Genomic DNA, 12,986 nt, shown 5'->3' with positions numbered 1-12,986 from the left:
CTCTTCTTTCGATACTCAGCGCACATGATGAAACACCCAGCGTAACTCTGGAGCCCTTCTGACGGTTGCTCCTGACATGCTTCCCACTGTCCCCCTCCCCCGCCGCCCGCTCCACCCGAGCGACCCGGTGCGGCAGTGGTACGAGAACGAACTCGGCTGGGCGACAGTGCCCGGTTCGCCGCTACGACTGGCCGCCGGCCTGCGCTTCGACGTCCTGGACGTCCCTGCGGAAGCGGGTGTCAGGGCCCTGCGACACCTGGGACCGGCCTCTCCGGTGGCACTGCACGCAAGCCGATCGGCACCGTGCGAGGAGCCGGCGGCTCGGCGCGAGAAGGGGCCGGCTCGGCACGGCAAGCGGATGTGGCTACTGGTGGCCGCGGGAAGCGCGGAGGAACTGCCGGGGCTGCTCGACTGGCTGGAGTGGGGCGCTCTGGCGCTCGATCTCACGGCGATCGGCGCGGGCGGGAGCATCGAGGCTCCGCTGCCGCCGGGGGTGCCCGAGGGGCCACTCACCGCGGACGGGGCCGGGACCGACTGGCCCGGCGGGTCCGGTCCACAGGGGGCCGCCGTGTGGCTGCGGCCCCCCGAGCCGGGGTGCGAGGTGGAACCCTCGTTGCCGACTCTGTCGGCCGTGGGGGGCGGTGGGGGCGCCCCCGATCTCGTACGACTCGTGGACACGGTGGCGACACAGTGCCACCGGGTCCGGCTGCGACGCGCATGCGCCCAGCCGCCGGCCTACTCGTAGACCTTGGCTGGGCAACTGGGCCATGGGCCTCGACTCAGCCGTTGGCCTTCTCGTAGGCCTCGCGAATGGACGCCGGAACGCGGCCACGGTCGTTGACCTCGTAACCGTTCTCCTTCGCCCACGCGCGGATCTGTGCGGTGTCCTGGCTGCCACCGGAAGCGACACGCGCCTTTCCACGCCCTCCGGCAGCGCGGCCTCCGGTACGACGACCACCCTTCACGTAGGCCTCGAGAAGGCCACGGAGCTTGTCCGCATTGGCGGTCGTGAGATCGATTTCGTACGTCTTGCCGTCCAGCGCGAACGTCACGGTCTCGTCCGCCTCGCCACCGTCGAGGTCGTCGACAAGAAGGACCTGAACCTTCTGTGCCACCGGATTTCCTTTCATCGATAACTTGAGGGTCGAGGACCTGCGGCGTGTGCCGCTGTTTCACGTCCCCTGTTATATGCAGTACTGCAGTACGTCGGAAAGCAAACCGCTTTTGCTGGAAAAACACAAACCCCTGGGTGAGACTCGGGGGCCGCTGGAAGACCGGAAACATGCGCGTTTCGGACATAGGGAACGCGGGCAAGGCGGTCGGACGGAATAGTCGTCGGCGATCACAGATGCAGAAGCATGCGACTGTTGCCCAAGGTGTTCGGTTTCACTCGTTCGAGACCGAGGAACTCCGCGACGCCCTCGTCATAGGAACGCAGCAGCTCGGCGTAGACATCCCTGTCGACGGGCGTCTCGCCGATCTCCACGAAGCCGTGCTTCGCGAAGAAGTCGACTTCGAAGGTCAGACAGAAAACCCGGCGAACGCCGAGCCAGCGGGCGGTCTGGAGCAACTTCTCCAGCAACTGATGACCGACGCCGACGCCCTTGACCGTGGGGTTCACCGCGAGAGTGCGGACTTCCGCGAGGTCTTCCCACATGACGTGCAGCGCACCACAGCCGACCACCTCGGCGTTGTCGTCGCGTTCCGCGACCCAGAACTCCTGGATGTCCTCGTAAAGCGTCACCGTCGCTTTGTCGAGCAGGATGCTACGGCGGACGTTCGCGTCGAGGAGGCGGCGCACGGCCGGGACATCACTGGTCCTGGCCCGCCGGACGGTGACGGCTTTTGCGGTGTCTTCGGGACGCGGTGCTGGATGCTCTGCTGGCATGGGCGGACGCTATCGCCCGGTGCCGCCCGGGCCGGAGTCGGGGTTCTCGCCCGGCTTCTCACCCTGCTTCTCACCGGACGCCTCGACGGGCTTCTCCTCGGCCGCGTCAGGGGTTACACGTGTTTCGCCGCCGCCCTGGCCTTGTTCGGGGCCTTCTTCAGGCCCTTGCACGATGTGTACGGCATCCCGCAGCGCGCGCCGCTGTTCCTCACTCATCATCCCGAAGAAGGCGACGAGAGCGGCGGCGGGGTTGTCGCTCTGGGACCACGCGTCGTTCATCAGTGCGGCCGAGTAGGCGGCACGCGTGGAGACCGCCTCATATCGATAGGCCCGGCCTTCCGCCTCCCTGCGCACCCAGCCCTTCTGATGGAGATTGTCCAAAACGGTCATCACCGTGGTGTACGCGATGGACCGTTCCTGCTGAAGGTCTTCCAGGACTTCTCGAACGGTCACCGGGCGGTTCCACTTCCACACCCGCGTCATGACCGCGTCTTCGAGTTCTCCCAATGGGCGAGGCACAGCTCAGAACAATAGTGGGAGATCACCAACAAAAAGGGCGTACGACTCGAAAAACGTATGAGAACGTATGAGTCGTACGCCGATGAGTGCCCCGGCGGGGACGCGCGGGCCGCGTCGGCCGGGGCATGTGACCTTGGTGTCGCCTCAGGCCTTGATGTCGGGGGAGGCCTGGCGGGCGCTCTCCGCGCGCGCGAGGACGGCGTCGACGACCGCGTCCTCCTTGGACTTGTTGGCCCCGCCCTGGGTCTTCACGATCGTCACGATCAACCCGATGAAGAACACGGCCATCACTACGGGGGGCACCAGCGCGGAGACATAGTCCATGCCCCCAGAGTAGCTATCCCGCGGCGAGCTGCTGCGGCGGGTTCGCCGGTGGCGGCGCGGGCTTGCGCTTCGGCGGGAAGACCTCGCCCGGGGTCGGGATCGGACGGTCCGGGCGCGGGCTCCTGGCCGGGGACTGCGGCCGCGGCTCGGCGGCGGGGCTGCCCGCGGGCTTCTTCACGGGTTCCTCCGAGGCCGAGACCGCGGCCAGGCCGCCGGGCAGGGCCGTCAGGCGGGTACGGGAGGCGGGGACCGTGGGTGTGGTGCCGCGATCCGCGAGGCGGGTACGGACGTCCTGCTCGGCGAGGGTGTCGCAGCGGTCCAGGAGGGCGGCGGCGGTGGGGCTGCCGCGCAGCGCCCGGAGCGCGGCGAGGTCGTCCGGGCCGGGACGGTAGCCCGAGCCGAGTGCTTCCTCCAGGAGGACGAGATAGCCCGCGGCGGTGCCGGGCAGGGCGGCCCGGTAGCGGGCGAGGTCGGCCAGCAGGAAGGCCCTGAGCCTGGCTCCCTCGCGGGCCGCCTCGTCGACGGACTCGGCGAGACGGAGGCAGTCCTGGACGTCTTCGGCCGAGGCGGGGGTGGGGTGGAGGGCGAGGGCGAGAGCGCGACGGAGCACACGCAGCTCCTGTGCTCCGAACGCCATGCCGCCGCGGGATCCGTAGGGCGTGGGCATGCGGTGACGATACGCGCTAATCAGACAAAATCCGCATAGCGCCTGCGCGTGTCCCTCCCGGGGTCGGCGGGGGGTTCGACCGCGGGTGAGTGTCCCCTGCGCCCCCTGCCGGGGCTCCGCCCCGAACCCCCGTCCACCCGATCCCCTCGCCTGCGGGGCGGCGGGGGTTGCCCGCGCCCCTAGGGCGGGGGCTTCGCCCCGCATTCACCGCCTGCCCGAGTTCGTTCGGCTGACGGCCGGTGGGGGCTGGGCGCGCAGTTCCTCGCGCCCCTGGTGGGGGCTGGGGCGGAGCCCCTGGTAGGGGCGGCGGGGGCGAGGGTGGTCAGGTGCGGGACACGTTGCGTTCGTAGACCAGGCGCAGGCCGATCAGCGTGAGCCACGGCTCGTGCTCGTCGATGACGGAGGACTCGCCGAGAACCATCGGCGCCAGCCCACCCGTAGCGATGACGGTGACGTCGTCGGGATCCTCCGCCAGCTCGCGCACCATCCGGTTGACGACCCCGTCGACCTGCCCCGCGAACCCGTAGATGATCCCGGACTGCATCGCCTCGACGGTGTTCTTGCCGATGACCGCCCGCGGCCGAGCCACCTCGATCTTGCGCAGCTGGGCCCCCTTGACCCCGAGCGCGTCCACGGAGATCTCGATCCCGGGCGCGATGACACCGCCGACGTACTCACCCCGCGCACTCACCGCGTCGAAAGTGGTCGCCGTACCGAAGTCGACGACGATCGCCGGCCCCCCGTAGAGCTCCACGGCGGCGACCGAGTTGATGATGCGGTCCGCGCCGACCTCCTTGGGGTTGTCCGTGAGGATCGGCACGCCGGTCTTCACGCCGGGCTCGACCAGCACGGCGGGCACGTCGCCGTAGTAGCGGCGGGTCACCTCGCGCAGTTCGTGCAGCACGGACGGGACGGTGGCGCAGATCGCGATGCCGTCGATGCCGTCGCCCAGTTCCTCGCCGAGCAGCGGATGCATGCCCATCAGGCCCTGGAGGAGCACGGCGAGCTCGTCGGCGGTGCGGCGGGCGTCCGTGGAGATGCGCCAGTGCTCGACGATCTCCTCGCCGTCGAAGAGACCGAGGACGGTGTGCGTGTTGCCGACATCGATGGTGAGCAGCATGGGTCCTACTCCGCCTCGTCCGTCGAGGCCTGGCCCGTCGACGCCTCGCGCAGGTCGAGGCCGATGTCCAGGATCGGCGAGGAGTGGGTCAGCGCGCCCACGGCCAGGAAGTCGACGCCGGTCTTCGCGTACACCCCGGCGTTGGCGAGCGTGAGCCGCCCCGAGGCTTCGAGGAGCGCCCGGCCCTCCACGATGGCCACCGCCTCCTCGCACTCGACGGGCGTGAAGTTGTCGAGAAGGATCAGGTCGGCGCCCGCGTCCACGACCTCGCGCAGCTGGTGCAGCGTGTCGACCTCGACCTCGATCGGCACCTCCGGGAAGGCTTCGCGAACGGCCTCGAAGGCCTGGGCGACGCCGCCGGCGGCGACCACGTGGTTGTCCTTGACCAGCGCCGCGTCCGACAACGACATGCGGTGGTTGACGCCACCGCCCATGCGCACCGCGAACTTCTCCAGGGCGCGCAGGCCCGGCGTCGTCTTGCGGGTGTCGCGCACGCGGGTGCTGGTGCCCTCCAGGGCGTCCGCCCACGCGCGTGTGGTGGTCGCGATGCCGGACAGCCGGCACAGCAGGTTCAGCGCGCTGCGCTCGGCGGTGAGGAGGTCGCGGGTGCGGGTGGTGACGCTGAGGAGCTTCTGGCCCTCCTCGACCCGGTCGCCGTCCTCGACGTGCCGCTCCACCTCGAACTCGTCGGTGCAGACCACGGAGATGACCGCCTCGGCCACCCGCAGGCCGGCGACGACGCCCGCGTCACGGGCGACGAAGTCGGCGGTGGAGACGGCGTCCTCGGGGATGGTCGCGACGGTCGTCACGTCCACGCCGTGGTCGAGGTCCTCCTGGATGGCGACGTTCGCGATGTCCTCGACCTCCAGCGGGTCGAGTCCGGCGTCGGCGAGGAGCTGGGCGAGCGCGGGGTCGAGACCGCACTCCATGTACGCGTCGTCGTCCGCTTCGGCGCCGCAGCCGCAGCCGTCGCCGCAGCCGCCGCTCTGGGCGAGGGGAAGGTCGGGGGTGCTCACTGCTGTCACTGCTCCTGAAGGCGCTGGGGCACGGAGGTCCCCCCTGGTCGGGGGGAGCCGGGGGTCTGCTGGAGGGTCGGGGGGAAGTCTGCGGTGTCCGTGGTGTGTACGGCCAGCGTGCGGTCGGGATTCAGCCGTACGACGATGTGGCGGCGCCAGTCGGCGTCGTCGCGGTCGGCGTGGTCCTCGCGCCAGTGGCAGCCACGAGTCTCCTCGCGCAGGCGCGCGGCCGCGACCAGGACCCGGGCCACGCACAGGAGGTTGGTGGCCTCCCAGGTGTCGACGCCTGGCTCGGAGGTCTTGCCGTTCTCGTCGAGGGCGTCGCGGGCGTCGGTGTGGAGCTGCTGGAGCCGGCCGGTGGCGGTCGCGAGGGATTCGGCGGAGCGCAGGACACCGGCGCCGTCCGTCATGATCCGCTGGATCGTGAACCGGGCCTCGGGGGCGAGCAGGGGGTGGGCGGGCTTCTCGGGGTGCGGGACCGGTACGGGCACGCGCGCGTGGAGGCCGTTCTCCGAGCGGCTCCGCGCGATGTCCGCGGCGATGCGCTCGGCGTAGACGAGGCCCTCCAGGAGGGAGTTGGAGGCGAGCCGGTTGGCGCCGTGGACGCCGGTGCAGGCGACCTCGCCGCACGCGTAGAGGCCGGGCACCGTGGTGCGGCCGCGGGCGTCCGTACGAACGCCTCCGGAGGCGTAATGGGCGGCCGGGGCGACCGGGACGGGCTCGGTGACCGGGTCGATGCCGTGGGCACGGCAGGCGGCGAGGATGGTCGGGAAGCGGTGCTCCCACATGTCGGCGCCGAAGTGCCGGGCGTCGAGGTACATGTGCTCGGCGTCCTGCTCCAGCATGCGCCGCATGATGCCCTTGGCGACGATGTCCCGGGGCGCCAGTTCGGCCAGCTCGTGCTGGCCGACCATGAAGCGCACGCCGTCCGCGTCGACCAGGTGGGCGCCCTCGCCGCGTACCGCCTCCGACACCAGCGGCTGCTGGCCCTCGGCGTCCGGGCCGAGGAAGAGCACGGTCGGGTGGAACTGGACGAATTCGAGGTCGGAGACCTCGGCGCCCGCGCGCAGGGCGAGTGCCACGCCGTCGCCCGTGGAGACCGACGGGTTGGTGGTCGCGGAGAAGACCTGGCCCATGCCGCCGGTGGCGAGGACCACGTTGGGGGCGTGGACGGCTCCCACGCCGTCGTGCTGGCCCTCTCCCATGACGTGGAGGGTCACACCCGCGGTGCGCCCGTCGGAGTCCGTGAGGAGGTCCAGGACGAGCGCGTTCTCGACCGTGCGCAGGCCACGCGCGCGTACCGCCTCGACGAGGGCCCGGGAGATCTCGGCGCCCGTCGCGTCGCCGCCCGCGTGCGCGATGCGGCGGCGGTGGTGGCCGCCCTCACGGGTGAGTTCCAGGCCGCCTTCGGAGGACTCGTCGAAGTGGGCGCCGGTCTCGATCAGGCGGCGTACGGCGTCGGGCCCCTCGGTGACGAGGATGCGCACCGCGTCCTCGTCGCACAGGCCCGCCCCCGCGACGAGGGTGTCCTCGAGGTGCTGCTCCGGGGTGTCGCCCTCACCGAGGGCCGCGGCGATGCCGCCCTGCGCCCAGCGTGTGGAGCCGTCGTCGAGGCGGGCTTTGGTGACGACGACGGTCTTCAGGCCCGCGGCCTCGCAGCGCAGCGCCGCGGTGAGGCCCGCGACGCCGGAGCCGACGACCACCACGTCCGCGGTGAGGGCCCAGCCGGGGGCGGGTGCGTGCAGTCGTATGCCAGTACCCGTAGGTGTACCTGTGCCTGTGGCGGTCACGAGGCGGCTCCGAAGGTGAGGGGGAGGTTGTCGATCAGGCGGGTCGTGCCGACCCGGGCGGCGACGGCGAGGACCGCCTCGCCGGTGAACTCGTCCTCGATCTCGGTGAAGTCGGACGGATCGACCAGCGCCAGGTAGTCCAGGACCAGCGGCGGCTGGAGGCGGGCGGCCTCGTCCAGGACGAGGCGGGCGGCGGCGCGGACGGCGGCGGGGGCGCCGGGTACGGCCTTGGCGACGGCGTGCGCGTCGGCGGCGGCGCGGGATTCGCCGATCGCGCTCAGCGCCTCGGCACGCGCGCGTGTGGCGGGCACTTCGCGGGCCCGGGCGCGCAGGGCCTCCTGGGCGGCGTGCCGGTCGCGGCCCGCGAACAGGGCCTGCGAGAGGGCGAGCGCGGTGCGCCGCTCCACGGGTGAGAGGTAGCGGTTGCGGCTGGAGAGGGCGAGCCCGTCCTCCTCGCGCGCGGTGGGCACGCCGACGATCTCCACGCCGAAGTTCAGGTCGCGCACCATGCGGCGGATCAGGGCGAGCTGCTGGGCGTCCTTCTGCCCGAACAGCGCCGCGTCGGGCCGGGTGAGGTGCAGCAGCTTGGCGACGACGGTGAGCATGCCGTCGAAGTGACCGGGGCGCACGGCGCCCTCCAGGCGCTCACCCATGGGGCCCGCGGAGAGACGGACCTGGGGGGCGCCGCCGGGGTAGACCTCGTCCACGGAGGGGGCGAACACGGCGTCCGCGCCCGCCTCCTCGGCGATCTTGAGGTCGGCGTCGAGGGTGCGCGGGTAGCGGTCGAGGTCCTCGCCCGCGCCGAACTGGAGCGGGTTCACGAAGACCGTCACGACGACCTCGCCCTCGGGCCCGGCGATCTCGCGGGCTGCGCGGATCAGTGTGGCGTGGCCCTCGTGCAGGGCGCCCATGGTCATCACGACGGCCCGGCCGCCGCGCCGTACGCGCGCGTGCAGCTCGTCGGCGGTGCGCAGCAGGGTGGTGGTCATCGGTCGCTCCCGTCGTCGGGCAGGGCCGCGCCGTCGGCGAGTACCCCGAGGAGGTCCTCGGCGAGTTCCGGCTTCAGCAGGCCGTGGGCCAGCGCCCGGTCGGCGGTCGCGCGGGCCATCGCGAGATAGCCGGCGACGGTCCCCGGGGCGTGCTTGCGCAGTTCGGCGACGTGCGCGGCGACCGTGCCGGCGTCTCCGCGCGCGACGGGCCCGGTGAGGGCGGCGTCGCCCGACCTGAGGGCGTTGTCGAGGGCGGCGCCGAGCAGCGGGCCGAGCATCCGGTCCGGGGCCTCCACGCCGGCGGTGCGCAGCAGCTCCATGGACTCGGCGACCAGGGTCACCAGGTGGTTGGCGCCGAGCGCGAGGGCCGCGTGGTAGAGCGGGCGGGACTCCTCGGCGATCCACTCGGGCTCGCCGCCCATCTCGATCACCAGGGCCTCGGCGGCCAGGCGCAGCTGTTCGGGCGCGGTGACCCCGAAGGAGCATCCGGCGAGCCGCTGCACGTCCACGGGGGTGCCGGTGAACGTCATGGCGGGGTGCAGCGCGAGCGGCAGGGCGCCCGCTCTGAGCGCCGGGTCGAGCACCCGCGCGCCGTACCGCCCGGAGGTGTGCACGAGCAGCTGTCCGGGCCGGATGGCGCCCGTCTCGGCGAGCCCCTCGACGAGGCCGGGCAAGGCGTCGTCCGGGACGGTCAGCAGGACCAGGTCGGAGCGCTCCAGGACCTGCGCCGGGGAGAGCAGCGGCACGTCGGGCAGGAGCAGGGCGGCCCGCCGCCTGGAGGCGTCGGAGACCCCGGAGACGGCCACCGGGCGGTGCCCGGCGAGCTGGAGCGCCGCGGCGAGGGCGGGGCCGACCCGGCCCGCGCCGACAACGCCGACGGTGAGCCGCGCGGGGCGGTCCTTGGGGTCTGGCTGGGGGAATGTACTCACTCGACGGCGGCCTTCCGTTCCAGTCCGCTCGGGGTACCGGACGATTTCTCGTCATGTTAACGCGATTGGTTCGAGCGTCGTTTTCGTTGTCCACAGCCTGTGGGTTTCCGCAGGTCGCGGAGGGTGCGGAAAACGAGGATGCCGGGGCGGGGCCGCGCGCGACATCATCCGGGGATGAGCGATACGGCGGAAGCGACGGCGGGACAGGACCCGATGACGGTGGGACAGGACCCGGAGAGCGCGGGCCAGGATCCGGAAGAGGCGGCCGAGCGGCTGCTGGAGCGGCGGCGTGCCGCGCTGCGGGCGGCCCGGCGCGTGCTGTGGCGGCCCATCCACCAGCCCACGGTCCGGGAGCGGCTGGCCTGGCTGAACGACGGCGCCGAGGGCGTGTACGACCTCGACCGGCCCGTCGACATGTACGGCGGCCAGATCGTCGAGACCCTGGAGGAGCGGGTCGCGGGCCTGCTCGGCAAGGAGGCGGCCGCCTTCTTCCCCACCGGCACCATGGCCCAGCAGGTCGCCCTGCGCTGCTGGGCCGGCCGTACCGGGAACCCGACCGTCGCGCTCCATGCGCTCGGCCACCCCGAGGTCCATGAACGGCAGGCGTTCAGCCAGGTCAGCGGCTTGCGACCGGTGCGGGTGACCGACGAACCCCGGCTGCCCACGGCCCAGGAGGTACGGGACTTCGAGGAGCCCTTCGGGGCGCTGCTGCTCGAACTGCCGCTCAGGGACGCCGGTTTCGTGCTGCCCTCCTGGGAGGAACTCTCCGAGGTCGTGGAAGCCGCCCGGGACCGTGACGCGGTGGTCCACTTCGACGGGGCCCGCCTGTGGGAGTGCACCTCGCACTTCGGCCGCCCGCTGGACGAGATCGCGGGCCTCGCGGACAGCGTCTACGTGTCGTTCTACAAGTCGCTCGGAGGCTTCGGCGGGGCGGTGATCGCGGGCCCGAGGACACTGATCGACGAGGCGAAGACCTGGCGGCACCGATACGGCGGCATGATCCTCCAGCAGTTCCCCACGGTGCTCGCCGCGCTCATCGGCCTGGACCAGGAGCTGCCCCGGCTGCCGGAGTACGTGGCCCACGCGCGCGTGGTCGCCGCCGCCCTGCGCGAGGGCTTCACGGAGGCCAAGGTCCCCTGGGTGCGCGTCCACCCGGAAGAGCCGCACACCCACCAGTTCCAGGTCTGGCTGCCGTACGACCCGGACGTCCTCACGGACGCGGCGCTGCGGCAGACCGAGGCGACGAAGATCTCGCTCTTCTCCCAGAGCTGGATGCGGGGCGGTCCGGGGCTCGCGCTCACCGAGGTCACGGTGGCGGCGCCCGCTCTGGAGTGGACGGCGCAGGACGTACGGGCGGCCGTCCGGGAGTTCGTCGAGCGGTTGCCCGGCTGACCGCACACGGCGACCGGCGGCCGGCCGGCCCCGCACGGAAACCTGCGCGCCCCGCACAGAGGTCAGCGGCCCGGGTGCGGCCGCCGTCCGCACAGCCACCGGCCCAGGGCCTGGCGTATCCGCCCGCGGGCCGGGCGGCCCGCCACGACCGCCCGGAACCGGCGGAGGTCGCGCAGCTCGCGAGCGACCTGCCAGTCGTGCGCGCCGGGCGCCGGAGGGGCCGGCTCGCCGTGCCGACGGGCCCGGTGGGTGTCGAGAAAGTACTGCTGGGTGATGCTCATGGCTGATTGCCTCTCGGGACGGAAAACGCGCGACGGGAGGGAAATCCGAAGGCCCGCGGTTGCCCCGGTCGTCCCAGATTGCGCCCGCCCGCTGCGGCTGTCGCCCCGATTGACGGTCGCCGTCAATCGGGGACGGCGTTGTCAGTGGCGGGGTGCACCATGAGGTCATGAGCGTGCACATCGACGTCACCGGGCTGCGGCAGGAGCGGATCTCCGTCGTGCCGTCGCCCCTGGCCGAGCTCTGCATGGCGCTGCACGCGCTGTCCGAGCCGGGTCACCACCCCGGGCTGCAGGGCTGGGCGACCGGTGTGACCGCCCGGCTCGACTCGCATCTCGCGGACCGGATGTGCGAGGCCGACTTCCTGTGGCGGACGACGTTCTCGGACCTGTTCCTGCCGTACGCGGGGATTCCCGGCAGGACCACGCTCCCGGGCGCGACACTCGCCGAGGAGCTGGACCTGCTGGACAAGCTGACCGACGAGCAGTTCGTGGACGCCGCTCTGGAGTTCACCTGCGCGCTTCCGTACGCGGCGCCGGGCCGGGACACGCTCTCCGACCCCGAGCTGCAGCAGCGCGCGCTGGAGCTGGCCGCCGCGCGCGGACCCCAGCAGGTGCGGTTCAGCAAGCGGCTGCTGGACGATCCGCCGCAGATCCGGGCATGGCTGCGGCAGTTCCTGGAGGACTGCGACGAGGCCTTCTTCGCCGAGACCTGGTCCCGGCTGCGCCACCAGCTCGCGGCGGACGCCCGCCACAAGACGGACCTCCTGCGGCACAAGGGCCTGGCCGAGGCCATGGCCTCGGTGTCCCCGGCGGTGACGCTCGACGAGACCGGCCGGACGATCACGGTCGACAAGCTGGGCGAGGGCCAGACGGCCACCGGGGAGGGCGGGCTCCTCCTGGTGCCGACCAGTCTCGGCTGGCCGCACCTGATGGTGCTGCATCGCTACGGCTGGCAGCCGGTGCTGCACTACCCGGTCGGTTCCCCGGAGCTCGCGGCACCGTTCTCGCTGGAGCAGCTGACCCTGCGGATGACCGCGCTGTCCCATCCGGTCCGGATGCGGATCTGCCGCAGTCTGGCCCGCAGCGCGTTCACCACGGGCGAGCTGGCGCAGGTGAACGGGATGACGGCCCCGGAGATATCCCGGCACCTGGGCGTGCTCAAGAAGGCGGGCCTGATCACCACGAGACGCCGCGGGCGGTACGTGCTGCACCAGCTGGACGTCAGCGTCGTGGCCCGGCTGGGCAGCGACTTCCTGGAGGGCATCCTGCGCTGAGCCCAGCGGCCCCATGCCGAACCCGCCGGACCGACGTCGAACCCGGCGGGACCCACGTCGAGCTCGGCGGACCCATGTCCGGTGCTCCGGAGGCTCAGTCGAACCGGATGTGCTTGGCGCCGGTCCACGCCCGCCGCAGCCGTCCCCGCACCGCCCCGTCCTTGTTCGGCGTCAGCGTGAGTCCCGCGAGCACGGCGATCCGGTCGGCCGTCTTGGCGACCGTCGCGTGATCGGTCCACAGGTGCTCCGCGAACTCCGGCTCGCGCAGCCGCTCCAGGCAGTCGTCGAGCTGCCGCACGGCCCAACTCTCGTGCCGCAGCGGGGCGTCCTTCCCGGCGACGTACTGAAGGAGGTGTCCGAAGCCGCGTTCGCGCAGCCGCTTCAGTACGGTCTCGCGCTCGGCGAGGAGCGCGAAGTGCCGTACGTCGTGACCCAGTTCGGTCAGTCGCCCGACCGTCTCCTCGAAATAGCGGGCGTTGGTGACCGTCATGGGGACGATGACCACGCCGTCGTGCTTGCCGAGGGCCAGGTCGAGCACCTCGACCACACCCTGCCGCCAGGACGCCAAGTCCTGGAAGTCCCCGCGCAGTTCGGGCGGCAGCATGCGGCGCAGACCGAAGCCGGCGTGTTCCGGGTCGCAGACGACACTGCCGGGCAGCCGTCGCTGGATCTCGTGTGCGGTCTGTGTCTTGCCGCCCCCGAAGGGGCCGTTGATCCACAGGAGCATGCGCAGACCCTAGTGGTCCCCGGTCACGCCCCGGTCACGCACCCACGACCGCCCCGTCGGCCCCGTCGGC

General features: G+C 72.1%; 15 protein-coding genes. 3 read left to right on the top strand and 12 right to left on the bottom strand.

Annotation, left to right across the window (positions count from 1 at the left end):
* Positions 1 to 76 precede the first annotated feature (76 nt).
* On the top strand, positions 77 to 745 hold the full coding sequence (locus tag ACZ7M2_RS47495; RefSeq protein ID WP_471600560.1) for an SCO3374 family protein: 669 nt from the start codon (positions 77 to 79) through the stop codon (positions 743 to 745).
* A gap of 34 nt (positions 746 to 779) precedes the next feature.
* Here the strand turns inward: ACZ7M2_RS47495 and ACZ7M2_RS47490 are convergent, their stop codons facing one another.
* The 10 genes from ACZ7M2_RS47490 to ACZ7M2_RS47445 form a co-directional block, all read right to left on the bottom strand.
* Entirely contained in the window at positions 780 to 1,115 is a 336-nt protein-coding gene (locus tag ACZ7M2_RS47490; RefSeq protein WP_095853285.1) for a histone-like nucleoid-structuring protein Lsr2, read from the bottom strand.
* Between the two features lie 227 nt (positions 1,116 to 1,342).
* Positions 1,343 to 1,888: an amino-acid N-acetyltransferase gene (locus ACZ7M2_RS47485; protein WP_352050023.1), complete on the bottom strand. Its 546-nt coding sequence runs from the start codon at positions 1,886 to 1,888 to the stop codon at positions 1,343 to 1,345.
* A gap of 9 nt (positions 1,889 to 1,897) precedes the next feature.
* Positions 1,898 to 2,371: a BlaI/MecI/CopY family transcriptional regulator gene (locus tag ACZ7M2_RS47480; protein WP_471600588.1), complete on the bottom strand. Its 474-nt coding sequence runs from the start codon at positions 2,369 to 2,371 to the stop codon at positions 1,898 to 1,900.
* 180 nt (positions 2,372 to 2,551) lie between these two features.
* Positions 2,552 to 2,731 (bottom strand): hypothetical protein, encoded by a 180-nt coding sequence (locus tag ACZ7M2_RS47475; RefSeq protein WP_471600559.1) that lies wholly within the window; start codon positions 2,729 to 2,731, stop codon positions 2,552 to 2,554.
* Between the two features lie 13 nt (positions 2,732 to 2,744).
* Positions 2,745 to 3,368 carry a hypothetical protein gene (locus tag ACZ7M2_RS47470; RefSeq protein WP_471600587.1) on the bottom strand — a complete coding sequence of 208 codons (624 nt, stop codon included), beginning with the start codon at positions 3,366 to 3,368 and terminating at the stop codon, positions 2,745 to 2,747.
* Positions 3,369 to 3,720: 352 nt separating this feature from the next.
* Complete coding sequence (locus ACZ7M2_RS47465; RefSeq protein WP_054237503.1) at positions 3,721 to 4,518, bottom strand: type III pantothenate kinase; 798 nt, start codon at positions 4,516 to 4,518, stop codon at positions 3,721 to 3,723.
* A 5-nt stretch (positions 4,519 to 4,523) separates the two neighbouring features.
* A complete protein-coding gene (nadC, locus tag ACZ7M2_RS47460; RefSeq protein WP_471600558.1) occupies positions 4,524 to 5,534 on the bottom strand; it encodes a carboxylating nicotinate-nucleotide diphosphorylase in 1,011 nt (336 codons plus the stop codon).
* Positions 5,535 to 5,539: 5 nt separating this feature from the next.
* The gene (locus ACZ7M2_RS47455; RefSeq protein WP_471600557.1) at positions 5,540 to 7,324 is read right to left on the bottom strand and encodes an L-aspartate oxidase; all 1,785 of its coding nucleotides are present in this window, start codon (positions 7,322 to 7,324) and stop codon (positions 5,540 to 5,542) included.
* Positions 7,321 to 8,313 (bottom strand): pantoate--beta-alanine ligase, encoded by a 993-nt coding sequence (panC, locus tag ACZ7M2_RS47450; protein WP_471600556.1) that lies wholly within the window; start codon positions 8,311 to 8,313, stop codon positions 7,321 to 7,323. The genes ACZ7M2_RS47455 and panC overlap by 4 nt, the downstream gene beginning before the upstream one ends.
* Positions 8,310 to 9,242 carry a Rossmann-like and DUF2520 domain-containing protein gene (locus ACZ7M2_RS47445; protein WP_403691869.1) on the bottom strand — a complete coding sequence of 311 codons (933 nt, stop codon included), beginning with the start codon at positions 9,240 to 9,242 and terminating at the stop codon, positions 8,310 to 8,312. The genes panC and ACZ7M2_RS47445 overlap by 4 nt, the downstream gene beginning before the upstream one ends.
* 174 nt (positions 9,243 to 9,416) lie before the next feature.
* Between ACZ7M2_RS47445 and ACZ7M2_RS47440 the strand changes: the two genes are divergently transcribed.
* Positions 9,417 to 10,634 (top strand): threonine aldolase family protein, encoded by a 1,218-nt coding sequence (locus tag ACZ7M2_RS47440; protein WP_471600555.1) that lies wholly within the window; start codon positions 9,417 to 9,419, stop codon positions 10,632 to 10,634.
* 62 nt (positions 10,635 to 10,696) lie between these two features.
* Here the strand turns inward: ACZ7M2_RS47440 and ACZ7M2_RS47435 are convergent, their stop codons facing one another.
* Complete coding sequence (locus ACZ7M2_RS47435) at positions 10,697 to 10,915, bottom strand: hypothetical protein (protein WP_471600554.1); 219 nt, start codon at positions 10,913 to 10,915, stop codon at positions 10,697 to 10,699.
* Between the two features lie 167 nt (positions 10,916 to 11,082).
* Between ACZ7M2_RS47435 and ACZ7M2_RS47430 the strand changes: the two genes are divergently transcribed.
* Positions 11,083 to 12,189, top strand: a complete 1,107-nt coding sequence (locus ACZ7M2_RS47430) for a DUF5937 family protein (protein WP_471600553.1) — start codon at positions 11,083 to 11,085, stop codon at positions 12,187 to 12,189.
* A gap of 94 nt (positions 12,190 to 12,283) precedes the next feature.
* On the opposite strand, the gene ACZ7M2_RS47425 is transcribed toward ACZ7M2_RS47430, so the two are convergent.
* Positions 12,284 to 12,916 carry an AAA family ATPase gene (locus ACZ7M2_RS47425; protein WP_471600552.1) on the bottom strand — a complete coding sequence of 211 codons (633 nt, stop codon included), beginning with the start codon at positions 12,914 to 12,916 and terminating at the stop codon, positions 12,284 to 12,286.
* Between the last annotated feature and the right edge of the window lie 70 nt (positions 12,917 to 12,986).

The organism is Streptomyces sp. NPDC111507 (assembly GCF_055638955.1).
Note: the sequence above shows the minus strand (reverse complement) of the source record. Positions and strands in the feature narration are given on the sequence as shown.

Excerpts from the sequence above, each read along its gene's own strand:
- ACZ7M2_RS47495 (WP_471600560.1), top strand. The coding sequence starts at position 77 with ATGCTTCCCACTGTCCCCCTCCCCCGCCGCCCGCTCCACCCGAGCGAC.
- ACZ7M2_RS47485 (WP_352050023.1), bottom strand. The coding sequence starts at position 1,888 with ATGCCAGCAGAGCATCCAGCACCGCGTCCCGAAGACACCGCAAAAGCC.
- ACZ7M2_RS47480 (WP_471600588.1), bottom strand. The coding sequence starts at position 2,371 with ATGACGCGGGTGTGGAAGTGGAACCGCCCGGTGACCGTTCGAGAAGTC.
- ACZ7M2_RS47475 (WP_471600559.1), bottom strand. The coding sequence starts at position 2,731 with ATGGACTATGTCTCCGCGCTGGTGCCCCCCGTAGTGATGGCCGTGTTC.
- ACZ7M2_RS47470 (WP_471600587.1), bottom strand. The coding sequence starts at position 3,368 with ATGGCGTTCGGAGCACAGGAGCTGCGTGTGCTCCGTCGCGCTCTCGCC.
- ACZ7M2_RS47465 (WP_054237503.1), bottom strand. The coding sequence starts at position 4,518 with ATGCTGCTCACCATCGATGTCGGCAACACGCACACCGTCCTCGGTCTC.
- panC (WP_471600556.1), bottom strand. The coding sequence starts at position 8,313 with ATGACCACCACCCTGCTGCGCACCGCCGACGAGCTGCACGCGCGCGTA.
- ACZ7M2_RS47440 (WP_471600555.1), top strand. The coding sequence starts at position 9,417 with ATGAGCGATACGGCGGAAGCGACGGCGGGACAGGACCCGATGACGGTG.
- ACZ7M2_RS47435 (WP_471600554.1), bottom strand. The coding sequence starts at position 10,915 with ATGAGCATCACCCAGCAGTACTTTCTCGACACCCACCGGGCCCGTCGG.
- ACZ7M2_RS47430 (WP_471600553.1), top strand. The coding sequence starts at position 11,083 with ATGAGCGTGCACATCGACGTCACCGGGCTGCGGCAGGAGCGGATCTCC.
- ACZ7M2_RS47425 (WP_471600552.1), bottom strand. The coding sequence starts at position 12,916 with ATGCTCCTGTGGATCAACGGCCCCTTCGGGGGCGGCAAGACACAGACC.